Source organism: Clostridioides sp. ES-S-0049-02 (assembly GCF_020658465.1).
GTDB lineage: Bacteria > Bacillota > Clostridia > Peptostreptococcales > Peptostreptococcaceae > Clostridioides.
In genome coordinates this window covers 1-20,926 of the sequence record NZ_JACVWG010000009.1, presented here as the reverse complement: position 1 = coordinate 20,926, position 20,926 = coordinate 1, and the positions used below count along the sequence as shown (strand labels likewise).

General features: G+C 26.6%; 22 protein-coding genes. 10 read left to right on the top strand and 12 right to left on the bottom strand.

The annotated features are described in order from the left end of the window. Positions 1-154: 154 nt before the first annotated feature. The 6 genes from IC213_RS15735 to IC213_RS15710 form a co-directional block, all read right to left on the bottom strand. On the bottom strand, positions 155-1,492 hold the full coding sequence (locus IC213_RS15735) for a sensor histidine kinase (RefSeq protein ID WP_227863257.1): 1,338 nt from the start codon (positions 1,490-1,492) through the stop codon (positions 155-157). A gap of 19 nt (positions 1,493-1,511) precedes the next feature. Then, positions 1,512-2,222, bottom strand: coding sequence for a LytR/AlgR family response regulator transcription factor (locus IC213_RS15730; protein ID WP_227863256.1), 711 nt, complete (start codon positions 2,220-2,222; stop codon positions 1,512-1,514). Positions 2,223-2,417: 195 nt separating this feature from the next. After that, positions 2,418-4,538: an FtsX-like permease family protein gene (locus IC213_RS15725; protein WP_227855462.1), complete on the bottom strand. Its 2,121-nt coding sequence runs from the start codon at positions 4,536-4,538 to the stop codon at positions 2,418-2,420. Beyond that, complete coding sequence (locus IC213_RS15720) at positions 4,528-5,280, bottom strand: ABC transporter ATP-binding protein (RefSeq protein WP_227824650.1); 753 nt, start codon at positions 5,278-5,280, stop codon at positions 4,528-4,530. The genes IC213_RS15725 and IC213_RS15720 overlap by 11 nt, the downstream gene beginning before the upstream one ends. Positions 5,281-5,508: 228 nt before the next feature. Beyond that, on the bottom strand, positions 5,509-5,685 hold the full coding sequence (locus tag IC213_RS15715) for a hypothetical protein (protein ID WP_227433563.1): 177 nt from the start codon (positions 5,683-5,685) through the stop codon (positions 5,509-5,511). Between the two features lie 201 nt (positions 5,686-5,886). Continuing rightward, complete coding sequence (locus IC213_RS15710) at positions 5,887-6,468, bottom strand: TetR/AcrR family transcriptional regulator (RefSeq protein WP_227433562.1); 582 nt, start codon at positions 6,466-6,468, stop codon at positions 5,887-5,889. Between the two features lie 904 nt (positions 6,469-7,372). Here IC213_RS15710 and IC213_RS15705 point away from each other — a divergent pair. Then, positions 7,373-8,083 (top strand): LytR/AlgR family response regulator transcription factor, encoded by a 711-nt coding sequence (locus tag IC213_RS15705; RefSeq protein ID WP_227433561.1) that lies wholly within the window; start codon positions 7,373-7,375, stop codon positions 8,081-8,083. Continuing rightward, positions 8,077-9,396 carry an ATP-binding protein gene (locus IC213_RS15700; RefSeq protein ID WP_227433560.1) on the top strand — a complete coding sequence of 440 codons (1,320 nt, stop codon included), beginning with the start codon at positions 8,077-8,079 and terminating at the stop codon, positions 9,394-9,396. Before IC213_RS15705 ends, IC213_RS15700 begins: the two co-directional genes overlap by 7 nt. A 706-nt stretch (positions 9,397-10,102) precedes the next feature. Here IC213_RS15700 and IC213_RS15695 read toward each other — a convergent pair. The 6 genes from IC213_RS15695 to IC213_RS15670 form a co-directional block, all read right to left on the bottom strand. After that, positions 10,103-10,930, bottom strand: coding sequence for a MerR family transcriptional regulator (locus IC213_RS15695; RefSeq protein ID WP_227433551.1), 828 nt, complete (start codon positions 10,928-10,930; stop codon positions 10,103-10,105). Positions 10,931-11,030: 100 nt separating this feature from the next. Continuing rightward, positions 11,031-11,804, bottom strand: coding sequence for a CPBP family intramembrane metalloprotease (locus IC213_RS15690; protein ID WP_227483060.1), 774 nt, complete (start codon positions 11,802-11,804; stop codon positions 11,031-11,033). 251 nt (positions 11,805-12,055) lie between these two features. Further along, positions 12,056-12,493 carry a LytTR family DNA-binding domain-containing protein gene (locus IC213_RS15685; protein WP_227433549.1) on the bottom strand — a complete coding sequence of 146 codons (438 nt, stop codon included), beginning with the start codon at positions 12,491-12,493 and terminating at the stop codon, positions 12,056-12,058. Between the two features lie 256 nt (positions 12,494-12,749). Continuing rightward, the gene (locus tag IC213_RS15680) at positions 12,750-12,899 is read right to left on the bottom strand and encodes a YvrJ family protein (RefSeq protein WP_227433548.1); all 150 of its coding nucleotides are present in this window, start codon (positions 12,897-12,899) and stop codon (positions 12,750-12,752) included. A gap of 16 nt (positions 12,900-12,915) precedes the next feature. After that, entirely contained in the window at positions 12,916-13,140 is a 225-nt protein-coding gene (locus tag IC213_RS15675; RefSeq protein WP_227433547.1) for a DUF2922 domain-containing protein, read from the bottom strand. 309 nt (positions 13,141-13,449) lie between these two features. Next, the gene (locus IC213_RS15670; protein WP_227433546.1) at positions 13,450-13,671 is read right to left on the bottom strand and encodes a DUF1659 domain-containing protein; all 222 of its coding nucleotides are present in this window, start codon (positions 13,669-13,671) and stop codon (positions 13,450-13,452) included. Between the two features lie 423 nt (positions 13,672-14,094). Here IC213_RS15670 and IC213_RS15665 point away from each other — a divergent pair, with 423 nt between their 5' ends. The 8 genes from IC213_RS15665 to IC213_RS15630 all read left to right on the top strand — a co-directional run bounded on the left by IC213_RS15665 (position 14,095) and on the right by IC213_RS15630 (position 20,689). Next, positions 14,095-14,865, top strand: coding sequence for a nucleoside phosphorylase (locus IC213_RS15665; protein ID WP_227860752.1), 771 nt, complete (start codon positions 14,095-14,097; stop codon positions 14,863-14,865). Positions 14,866-15,179: 314 nt separating this feature from the next. Next, positions 15,180-15,437, top strand: coding sequence for a Mor transcription activator family protein (locus tag IC213_RS15660; protein ID WP_227433544.1), 258 nt, complete (start codon positions 15,180-15,182; stop codon positions 15,435-15,437). A gap of 452 nt (positions 15,438-15,889) precedes the next feature. Continuing rightward, positions 15,890-17,284: a conserved phage C-terminal domain-containing protein gene (locus IC213_RS15655; RefSeq protein WP_227860753.1), complete on the top strand. Its 1,395-nt coding sequence runs from the start codon at positions 15,890-15,892 to the stop codon at positions 17,282-17,284. Between the two features lie 200 nt (positions 17,285-17,484). Next, positions 17,485-18,786: a replicative DNA helicase gene (locus IC213_RS15650; RefSeq protein ID WP_227860754.1), complete on the top strand. Its 1,302-nt coding sequence runs from the start codon at positions 17,485-17,487 to the stop codon at positions 18,784-18,786. Positions 18,787-18,852: 66 nt separating this feature from the next. Further along, the gene (locus IC213_RS15645) at positions 18,853-19,128 is read left to right on the top strand and encodes a Mor transcription activator family protein (protein ID WP_227433541.1); all 276 of its coding nucleotides are present in this window, start codon (positions 18,853-18,855) and stop codon (positions 19,126-19,128) included. Positions 19,129-19,378: 250 nt separating this feature from the next. Continuing rightward, entirely contained in the window at positions 19,379-19,609 is a 231-nt protein-coding gene (locus IC213_RS15640) for a 4Fe-4S dicluster-binding protein (RefSeq protein ID WP_227824657.1), read from the top strand. Continuing rightward, positions 19,602-20,183: a 4Fe-4S binding protein gene (locus IC213_RS15635; RefSeq protein WP_227433539.1), complete on the top strand. Its 582-nt coding sequence runs from the start codon at positions 19,602-19,604 to the stop codon at positions 20,181-20,183. The genes IC213_RS15640 and IC213_RS15635 overlap by 8 nt, the downstream gene beginning before the upstream one ends. 356 nt (positions 20,184-20,539) lie before the next feature. Beyond that, positions 20,540-20,689: a type I toxin-antitoxin system toxin gene (locus tag IC213_RS15630; protein ID WP_227433538.1), complete on the top strand. Its 150-nt coding sequence runs from the start codon at positions 20,540-20,542 to the stop codon at positions 20,687-20,689. Positions 20,690-20,926 lie beyond the last annotated feature (237 nt).

The window sequence follows — 20,926 nt, the reverse complement described above, 5'->3', positions numbered from 1 at the left end:
TACTAAAAATGAAATATTAAAATCACTTTGAGACAGTTGAAAAAGCTCACAATTTATATGTGTTTATATTATTATTAAAATATAAATTAAGGAAAGTCATTTCTGGCTTTCCTTTTTGGAGTTTTTTAAATATATTAAGATTCTCAGCTTAATACTAACACAACCTAATATAAAGAAATAAAGAAAAATCTGTATCAGTATAAGAAATATTCAACTCTCCACTATACTTATCAACAATTTCCTTGATATTTTCAACACCATATCCATGAGATTTACTATTATCTTTATCTGAAATAAATAAACCATGTTTTTTAATGATAGGATTTACCTTGTTATTTGTTAATAAATAGCTAAAATACTCATTTTCACAACGTGCTTTTAGCACCACTTTTCTATTTGATAAGTCGGAAATCTTTAAGGATGCTTCTATAGCATTATCCAAAGAGTTTGAAAAAATAGTACATAAATCCATTGGCTCTATACCAAAGTGATTGTCTATATCTATATTAAAATGAACATCAACACTATTTTCTTCCAATTCTGTATGACGAAGATTTAAAATTGAATTAAGGGCAGGGTTTTTACAAAATTGCTTACCACTTAAAGTCCCAAAACTAAGTTTTAATTGTGTAAAATAATCTTTAGCTCCATCAATATCTTCAACTTCTAAATAAGACTCAATCATTTGGAAGTGGTTATTTATATCATGTCGTATTTTGCGTATCTGAACCTGTTGATTCTCTAGTAAGTCGTAATATTCTTCTTTTATATGATTCGATTGATTTTCTAACTTCATCTTTACATTTTCAATTAATGGATTTAAAAGAAGTATCACACCAATATTAGCTATGATTGCAGATAAAATAATTAGATAAGTACCATAAGGTAAGTTACCTAAAATAATATTATAATCGCTACCCATAGGAATTAAATTAGTGGGTGGCAAAATAATGGCAATTAATATTGATAAAAATGAGGATATACATACTATATCAATAAAAATCCATATGCGATTTGTAAGGTACTGTTTTATATTAACTAATCTATTTTTTAAGAAAAAATGTATCAAAAACCATAAAAATACTTTAATTATGGCAGAAACTATCTTAAAGATTGAAAGTACTACAGTATACTCACTTGAGCTTACAAGTTCTCTATATATAGGATTGTTTATAAAAAGAAAATTAACACCAACTATAATAGGATAGAGTATCATTATAACTGATATTATAGGAATCAACCTACTTTTACTACAGACTATAAGGAGTATAAAATATCCAAGTAGTGTAAAAAGTATATTTACAGGGTCAGAAAGCCATATTATCATTTGACCAATAATAGAATAACCCAAAATCAATATTATTTTAAAAATCCAATGTTTCCTAAAATCTATAAAATAAGATGTTAGCTTATAAAGAAAAAAGGCCATAAAAATGCTAAGTAAAACTGTAATATAAATTGTAGCTTTTGATATTATTGAATAAGTATCCATTTGAAAACCTTTCTAAAAATTAAGATTCTAGCATATGTCTTGTAAATTTTCCTACAACTTCTTGATATTTTTGACGACTTATAGGAATTTTTTCATTTTGTACTTTAGCATATGTTTGATTTATACTGTTTACATAGTTTAGATTGACAATATATCTTTGATGTGTACGTATAAAATTAGATGGAAGAATATCTTCCATATCATTTAGTTTTCCATAATACTCTAAAGATTTGTCAGAGGTTACTACAGTCAGCTTTCTTAATTCACTTTTAAAGTAGAGAATGTCTTTTGTATTGATTTTACAAAGGTTAGTTCCAATCTGAATCGTAATAAAGTGTTCTTTCCATTGTTCTAATTTTTTTAGTGCTTCTTTTAAGACTTCACATATTTTTTCACTTTTATAAGGTTTTAAGATATAGTTTAAAGCTCCTACATCATATCCATGAAATACATAGTCAGAAAAACCTGTGACAAAGATAATTATAGTATCTTTTGAGTATTTTCGAATGACTTTTGCTATATCAACTCCATTAATTTCTCCAAGTTCAATATCTAAAAAAATGATGTCCATATAATAATTTTCATGTTCTAGATTATATATTAGACTTTCTCCATTTGAGTATTCTTTTATCTGGCAGAGATAGCCCCATAAATCCATTTCTCTTGTGATGATTTTATTTAGCATACTTCTTTGTTGTTTTTCGTCATCACAAATACAAATTGAAATCAATGATTATTCTCCTTTCAAGTTTTATATTTATATAATTAAGTATATAATAAATTGAGCTACCTAGATACATAAAAGAGAAAATATGTCTAGGTAGCAAAGTAGAGTCTTACTTAAATAAGTTTTGACTAAAATCGTACAGATAAGAATTATATAGACTTACTCAGAGAAGTTTTATCTAAAATAATTTAAGCAAACTTATTTTGAAATTCCAACAATTTCTTTAAATTTTTTGTAAGTCAACAGATATATAAGGTACATATAAACCCCACAAACCACTAGTAAACCTAGATTTATCAGAAGAGCATTGACTTCACTATGAACAATTCTACCATCATTGTTTACCATAATCATAAAGTTAAAAAGATATATTACAAAACTTCCAGTAATAAGAGGGTATGAAAAGATTTTCTTTAATTGGTTGCGAATACAGAATTTTATATAGTCGTTGTTAGCACCTAATCGACTCAAATCTATAAAAATCTGTTTGTGATTTACTGCTATTGTAACACCTCTTGTATATGCAATGATTCCCACAGCCGTAAAGCAGATTATACCTACATAGATAAATAACATCAAGAATACTGCTGTATTTTTTATCATATCTTGACTCTGCAAAGTTTTAAAATTAGGATAGTACTTCCATTGGAGATATAATTGATTATTATCTGGAGTTAATTTTAAAGAACCTTCTCCACTTGGATATTCTTCATCCAAAAAATACTTTTGACCAGTTGATTCATTGCGTTTTTTCACATATTCATCATACATAGTGTATGTTCCCATTTCCTTAGGTGTTCTTTTTATAATCTCTGACTTTAAATCATTAGCAAAAGCATAGGTATCTGTAACTTTATCTACATTAAATAGGATAGAATTATTGTAGTTATTTATAGATAAACCTTTAGTAAATGCATTATAATCGTCTTCACTAAGGACATAAGCAGTCATACGAGCATTTTGAAAGAAAGAACCATTAAATATTAGGTTTCCAGAATATTTAAAAGGAGTTTCTTTTTCTGTGGCTGGGCTTGATATAAATTTTGGAAAATCATAATCTCTATTATTATTTTCTTTACTTACAACAGCAAGATATTCACCATTTTTTATACTGATAGGTTTATCAATTAATTTAGAGAAATCCTTAGAATTAAAGAACATGGCTAAAGAATGTTTTTTCATATATACATCATCAATAGTTCTATCTTTATTAAATATTGATTCTGTACCATCTACAATTAATTCAATAGAAGGAAGTTCCATATAGTTTTGGATTTTTACTTTATGCTTATCTGCCAACTGTTCAATTTCTTTTTTAGATATTTGATTCACTCTTTGGTTATAAGTGAATGTGTAATCTATAGGATTCTTTTTAGTATTTTCATTAATTCCTGCAATCACATTAGGTATATAGAATACAGCAAATAAGGCTCCTGCAATTAAAAATGCAATAACACACATATTTTTTACAGTTTGCTTGCCCATAAATCTCATCATACTAGTAGATATAATATTTTTGTAGTATTTTTCTGGATGTTTTCCTCTTTTTGCATGTACTACTACATATGTCATAATCATGTAAATTCCAATAGCAGAGAATACATACGTAATGTTCCATATAGATGGCATCATGTAATTAAGTTCACTTATGACTATTGAAGGTACTACATAACCTAGAAGAAGTCCTAATACCATAAAAAATGTTCCCAATATACCATACCAACTTTTTACCTCATGCACTGGTTCAGAGATTCTTTGGTCATTTAGTATATCAATTATATTTGTACGATTGATGAATTTTACTGAAAGTAAGAAAATACATAGAGTTACAAATATACAAAATATGAAACCATATATAAATCCTTGAGTTCCAAAGTGGTATGTCATTTCTCTTGTATCAATAATTACCAATTGGAATATCTTCCATATACCAAAAGATACAGGCATACTCAATAGAAGACCTAAAAGACAACAGACTATTGAAATAAGGAGTATTTCTGAAAATAGAATTTTTTTCAAATTTTTCTTATCTGTCCCTAGAGCCATAAAAATACCAATTTCTCTACTTTTAAATTTTAAAAATAGGGAAGAGGCATAAGTAGTAAAAACAGCACATCCTAATATAGCAACTGCAAATATCATTATGGCTTGTTTTCTACTATCTCCTCCAGTTGGAAGGATTGTTTGCACTGTAGGACTAAAATAAATTAAAGCATATGAAGTTACTAAGACTACAGAAAGTATTATACAAAAGAATAATGTTGTATAGTTTTTCCAATTGTAGGCTCGAAGTTTTCCATATAATTTATTAATTGTCATCTTGACCGCCTCCCATTTCTTTTAAAAGTTCCAATAATTCATCTAGGAATTCACGTCTTGAATTTGATTTTACGACTTCTTTGTAGACCATTCCATCTTTAAGGACAATAACACGGTCACAAAAACTTGCAGCAAAGCTATCATGTGTAACCATGAATATAGTGGCATCTAGCTCTTGTTTGGCTTTTAGGAATGAGTCAATTACTGTACGACAAGATTTGCTATCAAGATTACCAGTTGGCTCATCTGCTAATATCAAATCTGGATTATTCATAAGAGCTCTTGCTACTGCTGTACGCTGTTTTTCACCACCAGATATTTCAGCAGGGTATTTTTTGCGTATATGTTCAATACCAAATAATTTGCATAGGCTAGTAGCACGGTTTTCCATTTGTATAACTTTACCACCTTTAATAATTTGTGGAACACAGATATTTTCAAAGACACTAAGACCATCAAACAGCATAAAATCTTGGAATACAAAGCCCAACTGCTGATTTCTAACTTCGGAAAGTTCTTTTTCTTGTAGGTTTCTTATATTATTGTTTCCAAGAGTTATTTCACCTTCATCAATTGGTATAAAGCATGAAATACAGTTTAAGAGAGTTGTCTTTCCACTTCCAGATGCACCCATGATTGCAACGAATTCTCCTTTATTGATTTCAAAAGAAATATTTTTTAATACAGGGTACGTTTTATTACCTGCCTTGTATGATTTACATAAATTGTTTACTTTAAGCATATATATCATCCTCGCTTTCATTTATCTTGTAAGTTAATGATAGCATTTGAAAGGGGTATGGGAATATAAGTCTCGTTGTAAGAATTGGGTGTTTTTTTGTAATGTTTGAGTTAGAAAAATTTTTGAAAAGGTATTGTTACGATTATTTAGATAAAAGATATGTTGATGTATAAATGGTAGTCTTTTTTGTAAAATAATTATATATTTTTATTTTATAATATAAAAACACTATTTTTTTACTAAAAAAGCTACCACAATCAATAACGAAAATACAATTGAAAGTATTGAAAAAGTAAAGTGAGAATTTGAGTCATTATTGCGATTATTAAGTTTTATCCAAAGTCCACATATAATTGTACATATCAATAAAACTGCTGATATTATCCCTATAAATGTAAAAAACATTAAAATTCCCCCTTTATTTAATGTAAGTATTTGAGTCCATGAGAATATCTTTAAGTTCTGTCAGAGTATGGCTGAGTTATGTATCAAAACTAAAAGACATATAATTAAACTGAAATAGTACTAAATAGATATATAGTTAAACTGAAATAGTATTAAATAGACATAATACTAAATAGATATAAATACTAAACTGAAATAGTACTACTTTATGGTGTCTATTAAAAATAACTCTAATTGAGAGTCAATTAAAGCACTTCTTTTCTCTGCATCCATAATATCAATACCACTGTATCTTAAAAAGGCATTAGAACGAAGAAGAACTAACTGTATAAATGAAGTTATTTGATATGCAATAACCTTGTAATCTTCTTCAGTTTTATTGTTGTCGTGATTTTTATAATGAGCTCTAATCAAAGGCAATATTTCAAATGGATAAATAATGTCTTCTTGAACTAATATGTAAGGTACAGAAATCTCTATAAATTGACTATATAAAATTATAACATCACAAAATGTCATTAACATTTCTTTTAACTCTTGCTTAGGTGTTAGATTTTGCTTATCATGTGTAGTTTTATATTCATCCATATGGCATTTTAAAATTCTCTTAATAGCAGTATTAATTAGTGCTTCTTTAGATTTAAAATAATAATTAATCATAGCCAAATTGACATTTGCTTTAGCTATGATTTCTCTAGCTGTGATACTTGAAATATCTCTGTTTGAAGTTAATAGCTGAACTGTTGTGTTAATTAGTTGCTCTTTTTTTGAATCTATTTTCATATTTTTCCCCTTAAGAATTCCTCATAAAAAAATTAAACGTGTTTAATACACGTTTAGATACTATCACGAAAGCTTTTATATGTCAATGGAGGGATAGTTTTTAAGGAGGATAGTAGGGGGAAGTTTTTTTATAATTGTCTTGTTAAATACATGATAAATAAGGTTATATGATACTAAGTTTAAGAGGTGTTCTATCAATCATGTATTAATATATATAATTATTAAAGATTGTATACTAATAAATAGAATTATGTTAAAATTTATATTATAATGAAATAAAAAATAAATAAAAAAAGTCATGAGTTCTTAAGTTTGGCGACTTACTCTTAGCTTTTTATACAGTCATTCTTGGTAAGAGAGTACTCTAGTTAGGGAGCTTTTTATATTGTTATCATCTTTTAATATTATCATAACAATCATAAAACATTAATAATTTCGATATTTAAAAAGTATACAAAATTATTAATGAGGCAATAAGCTTAAACCATATTAAGTATTGATTGTTATTAATAAATCTGTAAAATCTCCTTATCTTTAGTGCAAACATGCTAAAAATAGAGGAGAATTTTTTGTTGTAAATGACAAAGTTTTGTTACCATTTATATGATGTTAGACTCAGTATAATATCAAGAAAATAAAAATGTATGAAAACTATCATAGATACTGATTAAAAACATTCTATAAGTAATGAAAAAAGAAGCGTGAAAAGAAAAAATGAAAATGGATTAATGAAGAGGGTAATAGAATAAAAAAGGAGATAGAGAATATAAAAAGTTAAAGGAATAAGGATTAAGCAAAAATAGGATAGCCAACTCTTTAAGTTTAGGAATAGTAAGGAGGTACTGTAGTTTATAAATGTGTAGCCTTAACTGTTTTTCTATCTAAGGGATAAGGGGGGATTTTTATGTATAGAATAGTTATTTGTGAGGATGATATTACACAAATGGTTTTCTTAAGAGAGTGTATACTAAAATCCTTAGAGGGAGTTTCTAGTCAAATTGAACTATTAGAGTTTAATTCAGGAGAAGAGTTATTGGAGTCTGCTTTAGAAGGAGTTGATATATATTTTTTAGATATTCAAATGCTTCAACTAACAGGGATGGATGTAGCTAAAATAATTAGAGAAACAAATGATACTTCTGAAATAATATTTATAACTTCAATAGTCGACTATATACAAGAAGGTTATAAGGTAAGGGCTTATAGATATTTATTAAAGCCTATAGATTTTGAGGATTTAAATGAAAATATTTTAAATTGTATATCAGATATTATTAAAAAAAGAGAAAACTTTATGCTGATAGAAAATAAAGGTATAATCAACAAAATTTTAATTAATAGTATTATGTATATAGAGGTCAGGAAAAAGGTTTTGACTATACATACTACAGATGGTATTTATAATACTAATAATAGTATGGATAAAATAGAGTTAGAATTAGAAAAATATAATTTTTTTAGATGTCATAAAAGCTATTTAATAAACATGGAATATATTCAACTTATATGTAAAAATACTGTAGTTATTAATAATGAAAATATTCCAGTCAGTAAATATAGAATATCTGATTTAAAGACAAAATTAACACATGTATTGGGAGATGTATTATGTTAGGGATAGATGTATGGGGGATTATTCTAACTTTATTTTCTACAATGATAGAATGGATTGTATTAAAATTTATATTAGATGAACTTAGTGAGCTAAGAAAGAGCAAGTCAGTTTTAAATAGTAGTCTACTAATTGCAATTATAATAATTACTACCTTGACTATAATTGAATTTGATATAAAGGTTAAGTTATTTATATGTATATTTATTACATATCTATTGTATAGAAGTAATTATGTGGTGGACCAATGGAAAAGTGTGTTTATAAGTTTATTATATTGGATGTTATTAATCGGATTTGATAGTACTGGATTAAGTATAGTAGGCACACTTAACTCTATACAAGAGATGAGTGATTTATTAAATAATAATTTATTAAAACTAGAATTAATAATTATATCTAAATCACTACTAATAGGATTAATACCATTACTTAAAGCTATTAGATTAAAAATAAAAATAAACAAGAAGGATTGTATCTATTTATTTTTCCCCTTAATAGCAAATATTGTTAGCATAATAGTTGTATTTGGATTTATTTTTAAAGATAAGAGTATTAATCCTACCGAAAGTTTGACAATACTTGTTATATCAATTGTATTTTTACTTTCAAATATTTCGTTAGTAAGTATTATAGGTAGAATAATAAAAGACAATAACCTAAAGATGGAACATGAAATTACAAAAGAAAAGATAAATATGCAATATAAATACTATTTAAATTTACAGGAATATCAGTCGAAAATAAGAAAACTATACCATGACATGAACAATCATATTATTTGTATTAAGAATATTTATGGTAAAAATGAGATTGCAGAGAAGTATATTAAAGATATAAATAAGCAAATAAATGAATGTAATACTATATTTAATACACAAAGTATGATTTTAGATGTTATTTTAAGTGAGAAAAAATCTATTTGTGATATAAATGGCATAGATTTTTTAGTAGATATTAATTTTTTAGAATGCAATTTTATAGAAATGGCGGATGTGTGTAGCATATTTTCAAATATGATAGATAATGCAATAGAAGCTTGTAATAAGATTTACGATACAAATATACAAAAAAAGATTAAATTAAGAGGAACTATTATAAATAGATTATTTGTAATTAAATGTGAAAATACAAAAATAAATGAGATTATATTAAAGAATAATAAAATTATTACAGATAAAAAAGACTCATTTTTACATGGAATAGGAATAAGTAGTATAAAAAGTTCAGTAGAAAAATATAATGGAAATGTAGAAATATATTCAGATAAAAATAAGTTTACAACTACTATTTATATACCATTATCTAGAAAATAATTCCAGTTGGAAATTTAAAGTGCCTAGTTGGAGTAATAGTATTGAAAAATAATATAGAGGATGTTATCTGCTAAGCATAGAAAATTTGGAGTTAATAAAAATAATCGAATCTTGCGTTAATAAGATAACATCCTTTTTAATTTTAAATAAAATAATATAACAAAAATAATATGATTTATATTTATATATATTATTACAATATTAATATTTGGAATGATTCAGCAACAAAGAGGGAGTAAGAAATGAAAAAAATTCAAAATATAAGATTAATAAAACTTATATTGAGTAACATAAAAATAGTAAAGGAGTAATTGATAGATAGTGGCTTGATATTAGCAATAAATATTTATTAAAAAATATTGAAAGAAAACATTTTATTAACTTAAGGAGGTCTTAATTATGATAGATTCTTTAGACAAATGTAAATCAATAATTAATGTATTCTGATAAGTGTCTAAAAGCTACATAAATAGTTGTTATAAATAAAAAACAGAGTGACTAAGAGAAAAAAGCGATATATCTAATCGGTATTGGTATGTATAGCTTCTTTACATTTAGTAAGGTAGCTTGTGAGTTTAGAGAGAACTTCTTAAATAACATAATAGTGATAAGAAGTTTTACATGATATAGATAAGAATTATTGGATAAAAATAGCTAACAGAATCAATCTGTTAGCTATTTTTATTTGTGTATTTTTATTACAAATCTATTTAACTTTTATTACTGGTATCTGAATTTCTGTAAGATAGTTTTCAGGATTTTCCTCATTATGAACCCCTTTATGACCAATTTGCCTATTGATACCAGACATTTTATAATCACTATTTTTATCCAGCCAGTAAGCAAATGACTCATACCCACCAGCTATATTTTCATATGGGCCATATACCATACTACATGCCATCATATCAACTGCCTCTGTCTCACGATATATAAATCCAGATTTGTTTTTTCCTAATTTCTTTACAACCGTTCCAACCTCTATATCTACACCACAATCTTTCAGTTCTTCATCATGATAAAGTGCTATATTGTTGCTTGCTTGGTGGGATATTTCTATATGTTCTTCTTTAATAAATTCATATAATTTTTCCCACAGTATACCTTCATGGTGATAGTCTGGAATTATTTCTCTAAGCGAGATAATCTTATAACTGGGAATTTCCTTAAAGATAACATTGTAATGAATCTCATCTTTATTGTCATCTATAGCCTTAATCAATTTATTAATATTATTTATTCTTTGTTGTTCTTTTTTAACTTCATCTTGTATTTCAATTTTTTTTCGATTCAATTCTTTAATCACAAGTTCGTCGTTCCAATTATGAATAATATTTGATATCTCTGAAACAGTAAATTTTGAATCTCTTAGTAAAATAATTCTTTGTAAAGTTGAAATTTGGTCAGCAGAGTATAGGCGATAACCTGTGTATTTATCTATCTTTGCTGGTTTTAGAATACCAAGTTCATCATAATAACGTAACATTCGAATAGAGACTTGTGTTAGTTTTGAAAATTCTCCAATTTTAAACATGAAAATATGACCCCCTTCTCACTTATAATCAGTATATATTTTGTTTTTGTATACTTCAAGTGTTTAGGAAAATGCATTTAATTATCAGTTTAATCTATAATCAGCAGTCTAACTCAAATTCAAATTCGTCTGATTTTATCTTCTCAATTTCAGAATTAATTTTCTGTTTAAATTTAGTAGAAGAAATTATGTAAATAATTAATATGAGGCAAAATATTATTTTTACATATTGAGCCATTACGTAGGCTTCAATAGGGTAGTAAGAATATAGTTGAATGGTAAAGAAGTCACACATCATATGCACAAATCCACCTGCTAAAATACTTCTATGTGTATTAATATATACAAATGTAATAACAAAGTTTAGAAGTATAGTAGATGGTATAAATAAAAGTGCATCAAATAAAGAGTATTGCAGTAGATTATATGGGATTTGACCAGGTGTAAGATACCATCCCAAATACCAAACTCCACAAATAGTACCTAAAATAATTGAAGCACCTGTAAATCCAAATCTGACTAATAATTTATCAAGAGAATACCCTATCCATCCAAATCCTTGGCTAAGTATACTTAATATAAAGCTTATAAATAGCATAATTGGTATTTTATAAGGTGTATAAATAGCTATGTGCGTCCAATCCACATCATTAATTTCTAGATGAAAATATTTTCCTATTAGTAAAGAACAAATTACAATTAAAGCAAAAAAGAGTACTGTTAATAATGGCCATTTTACTCCTATTTCTTTGAAGCTAAAGCTCCTGTAAAGAAAATCTTTTCTTGCGCTATTTGGATATATTGTGAAAATAAAAAGTAGCCCTATGACAGAAGGGGCTGTATATGCGAAGTAAAAAAGAAGTTTTCCAAGCATGGTATTTGTAACTCCTAATAATACAGGTGTAAAGCTAAATAACCAAGTCCATAATAGAGTGCTTGTAAAGAAAAAAATTAAATTTTTATCTGAATTAAAATGGGGATTATATAATTGCATCTTATGTTCACTATCCTTTCATTTTGTTAATAGTGGTTTAATTTATATTTATTTTATTTTGACTATAAAGTTGATTAATAAGTAGATAATTAGTGATATTAATAAAATATTTTCGATTTTTATAATTTTTATTAAATATTTAGCTTATCTCTAATATTTTTTATGTAACGGCGATTTATAATAACTTTTTCATTATTTGATAAAGTAGCTTGCATGCGATTATGTGATATTACTTTTATACTTTCTAGGTAATCCATATTTAAAATCATAGATTTAGATATTCGTAAAAAAGATGTATTGTGTAATCGGTTTGATAATTCATATATTTTTAGGTCAACTTCAAATACATCATCTTTATAGTAAGCAAATGTCTTATTGCCAACTGTCTCAAAGTATAAAATATCGCAAATATTAAGCTTATAAATTTCTCCTGCTTTTTTACCATTTATATCTAGTAATGGTGTATTTAGTAGTGAAATTATTTTTTCAATATTATTGTCAATGGCAGAGCATTTTATAATTATTTCAATATCATCAAAATTAGTGGATTGTTCGACATGTATTTTCATTAATTATCACCTCATTTTATTACTGTCATTAGAATAGCATTATATTTTATTGAGTCCAACTAGATGAGTGCTAAATTTCAAATTAAGTACAGTTAAATTCAAATTTAAAATAGTAAAATTCAAATTTAAAGTGGTAAAATTCGAAAAAATACTACGACTATTTGGAAATGTTATCCAAATATCGTAGTACTTTTCATAGAATATCTCTAATTATTATACAAATAGACCTATCTTATGACTTACATATGTTGTCAAATTACTTCTCAAATGTCAAAATATTTTTAGATAGTACATCAATGCTGTTAGATAGTGTGTTCAATTTGCCCTCAATTCTAACCAATAAATACATGGATAGAGCTATAGGAAAACCAACATTAGTTATTAACAATTGTAAACTATCATCCATAAAATTACCTCCCATCCTAAACTAGGTCATAAGGAGTAGTATTAGTTTCTACAATCTTAGCTTCAACAGCAGAAGCAAGGTCAAATCCTCCAACTGAAAAAACATTTTTAGATACTATCAAATCCATAGCAGATTTTATATTTTCTTCAGTTAAGTCCTCCTTTGGATTTTCTATAGAAAAAGAAACTTGTTTATCCTTTGTATTCTTGAAACTCATGACTAATTTTTTCTTAATCTCCATACAGTTACCTCCACGATAATAATTTATTTTTTTAATTGCTTTAAGTATTTTAATTATTGTTAGGGTAGAAAATACTCTGGTATTGTTATACTTAAAGCAAAGCAGTATTTAAAATAACTAACATGTTTAATTTACGAACATATTTAAATTACTTAAGATATTAAACTGCTTAAAGTATCAATATATTAAGTGTATAATTTGTTAAATTTATATAATATCAAGTGTATTATATATTGAACATGATATATAAATAGTTGATGAATTTTAATGTAGACTATAATCATTAGTATAGACTATATTTGAAAGTTACTATTTAGATAGTGATGTGCTATCTAGTTTTAAAATATCTACAATAGGATTTTCTTGAAGATTTGCGATTGCTTCTGCAACTGCATAAACATCATCGTTTGATGCCTCTGCCTTTACATTTGCGAAAGATTTACTTTTAATAACTGCCTTACCCTTATCATCAAAACCAGCATCCAATTTCAGTTTTATACTAGATAAATTTTTTGTTGAAACAACTGCCATAAAACTACCTCCTAAAAATTTAATTTCAAAGATTTGTCGACTTTCTTTGTTAAATCTATAGTATCATATAAGATAATATAGGAGTTAAACCGTAATTTCTTAAGATTTTTTGTTAAAATCTTATAGAAAACTTTATAAGTATATATATTTTAATGATTGATTGAATGTTTGTATGCTCTATGTGCAATAGTTTTTTATTGATTTTGCTTAGAATATTTTCTAGAGGGGATAAAATGTTTAATGTGTTTGTTTAGAATGAACTATCTAGATGTATCCAGTATCTGTGTCCAGTAGCTAGATTGTAAGTATATACCTTTAATTATTTTAGCTAGTTCATCGTGATATAATATACTCCATATATTGAACAGGAACACGATATTGAACAACAATATGCTATACTAAATTTTGAGAGGAGGTTATATTGTGAGTGAAATTCTGTTGGAACAGTTTGACTCTGATTTGGGAGGGATTTTGATGCCAGAATATGTAATAGAAAAACCTGATTGTCATTTTCCTGAGACTATCGTATGTGAATTTTCAAAATCTATGATACAAACAATTGTTGAAAAGTATAATGGTAAAAAAATAGGTCGTTTAATTAATGTTGCTGGAGATATACCAATTTATGAAGTATTTTTCAAGAATGTAAGAATTGGAATTTGTCAGGTTATGGTAGGTGCAACAGCATGTGTAACCAACTTTGAAGAATTAGTTGAGTTAGGAGCAAAGAAGATATTTATCTGTGGAGAATGTGGTGTGTTAGACAATTCTATTGATGATGCGTATCTAATCATTCCAACATCAGCTATCCATGATGAGGGCACAAGTTATCATTATCAACCAGCCTCTGATGAAATTATACTTAACCCACATGGAGTTAAAGTTATTGAATCTGTATTTAAAAGAAAAGGATTATCATACATAAAAGGTAAAATATGGACTACTGATGCTCCATATCGTGAAACACCTAATAAAATACTTACACGGAAGACACAGGGGTGTATTGCAGTTGATATGGAATGTGCTGCTGTAGCTGTCGCAGCACAATTTAGAAATGTTATATTTTCACAGTTTGTTTATGCTTGTGATAATCTAAACTCAGATGTATGGGAACAACGAGGATTAACTATACATCCTATTTCACAAAAAGTACATACTTTTGAGCTTGCAATGGAGTGTGCTATCAAGTTGTAAATTTAAAGTGCTTTAACTTGTATTTTTTAATTTTAAATTACCAAAGCAGTAAATCGATTAAGGTTTACTGCTTTTTTTATTGTTGAATTTAAAAGTGATATATAGCTATATGCTCCTTCTGGAAAAATATTATTATATTAAAAATGCTTTAAAAGTGTTCGTTTTAGTCTAAGGTTTATGTTAAAAAAATTATTAAATTTAATCTGTAAATAAAAAAGTTAAAAGTCCAATATTAACATTTTACTCTTAAACCATTAAAATCTTTATTAAAGCTACTAAAGTTATTAAAAATATTTTAAAGGAGAGTGTAGTTTATGAAAGTAAAATTAGAAGATATACCAGTTCAGTTTCATGCAATGGTGGAAATAGTGGGTATTGATAAGTTTGTAGAGATTGCTAAATTGTATGGAGGTACAAACACTTATATACCTACATGTAAGGGGATTTTTAGATATGCAAGAAATAGGGAGATAGTGAGACAATTTAATGGGGTTAATTATGGGGAGCTCGCCATTAAACATAACATGTGTGTAAGCAATATTAAGCGAATAATAAATGAAAACAGTATATAAGTTGTTATACAAAATATTTTGTAAAGATTAAGTGTGAAGTAGGTAAAAGACATTTTATAAAGTTTTTTTTAGACAAAATTACTAAATTTATTGCCTATTAATTTAAATAGATTGTATATTCTATAAAATATTCTGTTAAATAATGGAGATATATTGAGAATTCAAAAAAAATAGTCGAAAATATTTGTTGGATAAAAAATAAACAAAATGATACAATTGCTTGTATAAAGGGGAAAAAACAATAAATAAGCTATATAAATAAAAAAATATAAATAAATATGACATAATATATTTGCATATTTAAGAATATAAATAGGGATTTTAAGGGATTAATAAGTATATTTAAAATATATTAAAATAAATATATATTTAAATTTAAACTTTATGTTATCTATATAAAGTAATAATTATTGAGAAATGATTACTTATTAGTAGAAAAGGGGTTAGTAGATATGAATAATGGATTTTATAAATTGAATTCAGTAGTATTAGGCTTTGATATAACAAATGATATTAATAAAATAAGATTTAATCATTATATAATGAGAAAAGAAAATATACAGAGATTGCAAGGTACTTTACCAAGAGGTCAATTTTATATGACAGTAAGAAGAACTGCTACAGATTTACAACTTTCTATTTCTACTATAAGTAGGCTTGTAAGAGAGTTTTCAGATTTAGGAGTAATAAGGCTTGTGTCTAAGGGAACAAGGGGGAAGATGCATTCTATATATAGCTATATCAGTTCAGAAATTAGTGAAGATTTATTTGATAGTACTAGTGAAAATTTACTTGATAGTGATGAAACTATAGATTTTAACTATAACAGTGTTGAGAACTATGAATTCAGTAATTTAGAGTATAATTATGGAAATATTGAAAATAAAGGTTGTATTGATGAAGATTGTATTTATGGTGGTGGAATGTCAAAGTACAATAGTGCTTATGATAATACAGAATGTAGTAACTGTGCTGACTGTAATATATTAAGTAGTAAGAATAATTCTGCTAATAAAAAAAGCAATGACTTAGCTTCTAGTGGAATAAAAAATTCTAGTAAAAATACTAGTTCTAATAATGAAAATATCAACAATGAAAATATCAACTCTGAAAAATCTGTTATTAATTTTACTAATGTAACTAATAAAATTAAAGATTATACCAAAAAAACACTTATTGGAGAAGAACTTAAAATCGAAAACTCTAATTTAAAATCGAGGTCTTCAAATGTTAGATTTAATGAAACATGTAATGACATAGATAAAATAACTAAAAATGACATAGAAGATAATCAAAGTAAAAATGCTATAAAATTAAGTAATAGTAAAGTATTTAGTAGCATGAATAGAGATGGTAAAAAGAGTGGTTTTGATAATATTCATGATACACAAAAAGAAGATAAGTTTGTAACAAATAAAAAAGAATCCTTAAATAAATTTAATAAAAAAAATATACAGCAAAGCATTATAAATATGCTAAATAAAAAAACAGGAAAAAATTTTAAAATCAATTCTCCAACGAGCATAAAACTTATCAACGAAAGACTAAAGGAAGGTTATGTCTTAGAAGATTTCTACAAAGTTATTGAGGTAAAAGTAGCTAAGTGGAAAGATACCATAATGGAAATGTATATAAGACCAGAGACCTTATTTAGCCATAAATTTGAATCCTATGTTAATGAAAACATATCTGTAAAAAATCAAAGTAATGTTTATCAGTGTAAAAAGAGCAACAATAATAGCAGTAATAATTATATGTATTCTGACTATACCACGTATGACGACAGCAATCGTGAAAGAAAAAAACATGAAAATGCAAGGTATTGGAATCCAATCTGTGAATTTTAATTAGTCTGATAATGCGTTTATAGGTGGAATGAATTTATATATTTTATAGCTGATAATGCATTTCTAACTAGTAATATATTTATATCTTTTATAATTAAAAGTATATTTCTAACTGACAATATCGTTGCAATCTAATATAAAAATAAAAGACTTAATAATATTAAAATATAAAACTTAAGAGGAAAGCGAGATTAATTTATATGGTTAAATCAAAAGCTGTTGAAATAGAGCAGGCTATTTTAGGCACAATTATTTTAGACAATAAATTAAACTACAAACTAGATGACTTAAATGAAAATATGTTTATGAATTCTACATGCATTGAAATATTTAAAATCATGAAAGAACTTAGAAAAGAAAATATAATAATTGATGTAGCAACTGTAAAATCAAAGATAGATGAGAAATCTTTAGCAATTAAAATGAGTAGTTTAACTAGTGTAATTACATGGGGTCAAACTTTTGGTATTGATGGTTATATAAAAATTTTAAAAGAAAACTTAGCAAGAAGAAGCATAAATCAAAATTGTCAAAGACTCTTGGAAGGCATAAACTTTGGAGAAAATATTGATACTTGCATCTATAAATTTGAAAATAATATAAGAAAAATCTTGGATAAAGATACTTATGAAAATGATGATGTACATAGCATAGCAGAAAAAGTCCTTGATTTTTTAGAAAGTAAAAAGGATGTTGGATTTAAGTTTGGGATAAGTTTGCTTGATTCGACTATAGGAGGTATTTTTAAAGGAGAGCTAACGACAATAGCAGCTAAATCAGGGGTTGGAAAAACTGCTTTAGCTCTTCAAATAATGTTAAATTCGGCCAAGCAAGGGAAAAAGACTCTATTTATAAGTAGAGAAATGACAAGTGAGCAAGTGTTTATGAGAAATATATGCAAGATAACAGGAGTAAGTACAAGAAATATGAAATCTAAAGAGATAAGTGAAAGTGATTGGAAACTAATTGTAAATGCAATAGGAGATTTACGTGAGAATAACTTAATTTATATAAATGACAAGATAGACACAATCAGTGCAATTAGAAAGAGGATAAGGCAAATAAAGCCAGACTTATTAATTGTTGATTATGTGCAACTTCTTACATCTCAAAAAAGTATGGAAAAAAGAGAAAGAGAAGTAGCCACTTTTTCTAGAGAATTAAAAAGTATGACTTTGGATTTTGATATACCAATAATTCAGTTAAGTCAATTAAATGATGAAATGAAAGATTTTAGACCTTATGGAGATAGACCTATGAGGGATAGTAAAGCCATCTACCACGATAGCAACAATGTGGTTTATATACATCAATTAAAAGGGAGTGATTATGAAGAAGCAGTAAAAGATATAAGAGAAAGTGAGGAATTAGTTAGAGAAGCAGAGTACAGGGGAATTAAGATTGTTGATTTAATAGTTGCGAAGTGTAGGGATGGACAGACTAGGCATAAGCATTTTTGTTACTATGGGGATAGGTTGCATTTTCAAGAACTAAATTATTAGAGTAATGAGATAGCCATAACAAGCTTATTGAAAGTCGAAAAATAATATAAAATATGAGGTGAAAAGATGTTAGAATTAGAGGAAATCATAGAATTGCTTGAAGAACACAATATAGAAGTGAGTATTCCAAAGGAGTTACATAAGTATAATTTATTGGAGTATCTGAAATTGTGTCAACAAAGTGGGGGAACATATTTTTATATTAAGACAGTGGAGGGTGCTTTAAAAGAGGCTAGAAATGAGCTTATGATTAAATTGTTTAATGGAAAAAATTATATGGAATTAGCTAGAATGTTTGATATGAGTGTTATTAATGTCAGGTACATTGTTAGAAAAAAATAGATATATTGTGGATAAGGTAAGTGTGATGTGTATAAAGTTACGACTATAAATAAGTTTAAACTGTGAATAATAGAGTAAGACTGTGTATAAAGTTATGATTATTTGAACAACTCAATGTCGCTTATTTACTTAAAATCCTTCTACAATTAGAGTATAATTTCTAATCTCGATATCTTATGTGATTAAGTCACAGATAAAAAGCAAATATATTGTTATAATTCTTATAGATTAATAATACAGGGAGGTTATTATGTCTAATAAAAAAAAGAAGTATGCAAATATTTTAGAAAATGAGTGTGTAGCCTGTGGTAGCTGTATAAAAGTCTGTCCAAGGAGAGCTATCTCAGTACCATATGGTATTAGTGCAAAAATTGATAAAGACTTATGTGTTGGATGTGGTATTTGTAAGAAGGTATGTCCAGCATCTGTGATTGAGATTATAACAATATTAAAAGAGGAAGAAGGTAAGTGTCATGAATAATAAAAAACACTGGTATGACTATTTATGGATTTTTTCTTCTATATATTTGATATTGGGATTTGTAAATATTATTTTCGCTTGGATTGGGTTAATTTGTTTCTTTGTTCCATTACTTATTTCTATTATTAAAGGAAATAAAGCGTACTGCAATAAGTATTGTGGAAGAGGACAGCTGTTTAATTTGCTTGGAAATAAATTAAAGTTGTCAAGAAATAAAGATATTCCTAAATTTATTAGAAGCAAGTGGTTTAGATATGGTTTTTTGACGTTTTTTATGGTGATGTTCGCTAATATGCTTTTTTCAACTTATCTAGTGTTTGAGGGTAGTAGAAATTTTAAAGAGGTAGTGACTTTGCTTTGGACTATAAAGATGCCTTGGCAATGGGCATATCATGGGACTTTAGTTTCACCTTGGGTGGTACAGTTTGCGTTTGGTTTTTATAGTGTTATGCTTACATCGACTGTTCTTGGATTGATTACGATGATATTATTTAAGCCTCGTTCATGGTGTGTTTATTGTCCTATGGGTACTATGACTCAGATGATATGTAAGGCAAAGAGTAAGTCTATATAGATAGAGTTTATGTGAATAAGTAAGGAGTATAGATAGAGTTTGTACAAAATAAACTTGTCTATGCTTCTTTTTTATGTGTAAGGGTATTAATTAAGTAGAAAAATTAAAAAGAGTAGATACAAGGAATTTAGATAGCAATAATAATTAAATAATAAGATAGAATATAAAGCAATGAAAGAGGCAGAAAGGGAAAGAAAAAGAGGGTGAAGGAGATAGGAAAATAACTATATAATAGGTAAAATATGTAGGAATTATATGTTATAATAGTTTTAGCAAGAAGATGTAATCTACAATTTATAGAGTGGAGTTCATACAAAAGGTTATCCTCCCAACGTATAGAAGGGAGGTGAGTATGTGTGGATAATTTTTTACAAGGTGTACTAGCAAGTTTAGTTGCCAGTTTAATAGTTTACTTAACTGATAAATTGTTTAAAAAAGTAAAAAGCCACTCTGGCAGGAGTGACTTTAGTTTTGAACTAAAGATTAAGTTCAAAAAGAAACACTAATTTACGAACTCCACTCTACTGCAAATAGATTGTAGTTCTTCTTGCTTTTATTATATCACAAATTAGAAAAAATATGTAAAGTACTTGTTTTAATCGCAGGTACTTTTTTAGAGACTGTAAATTAATTTGTGCTTTTAAAGATAATTTCTACTTTATAGCAACAATTATTTATTTACTATTAATATTTCCCAATATATGAATTTTATTCTAATAAATTGTAAAAAATATATACTGGGA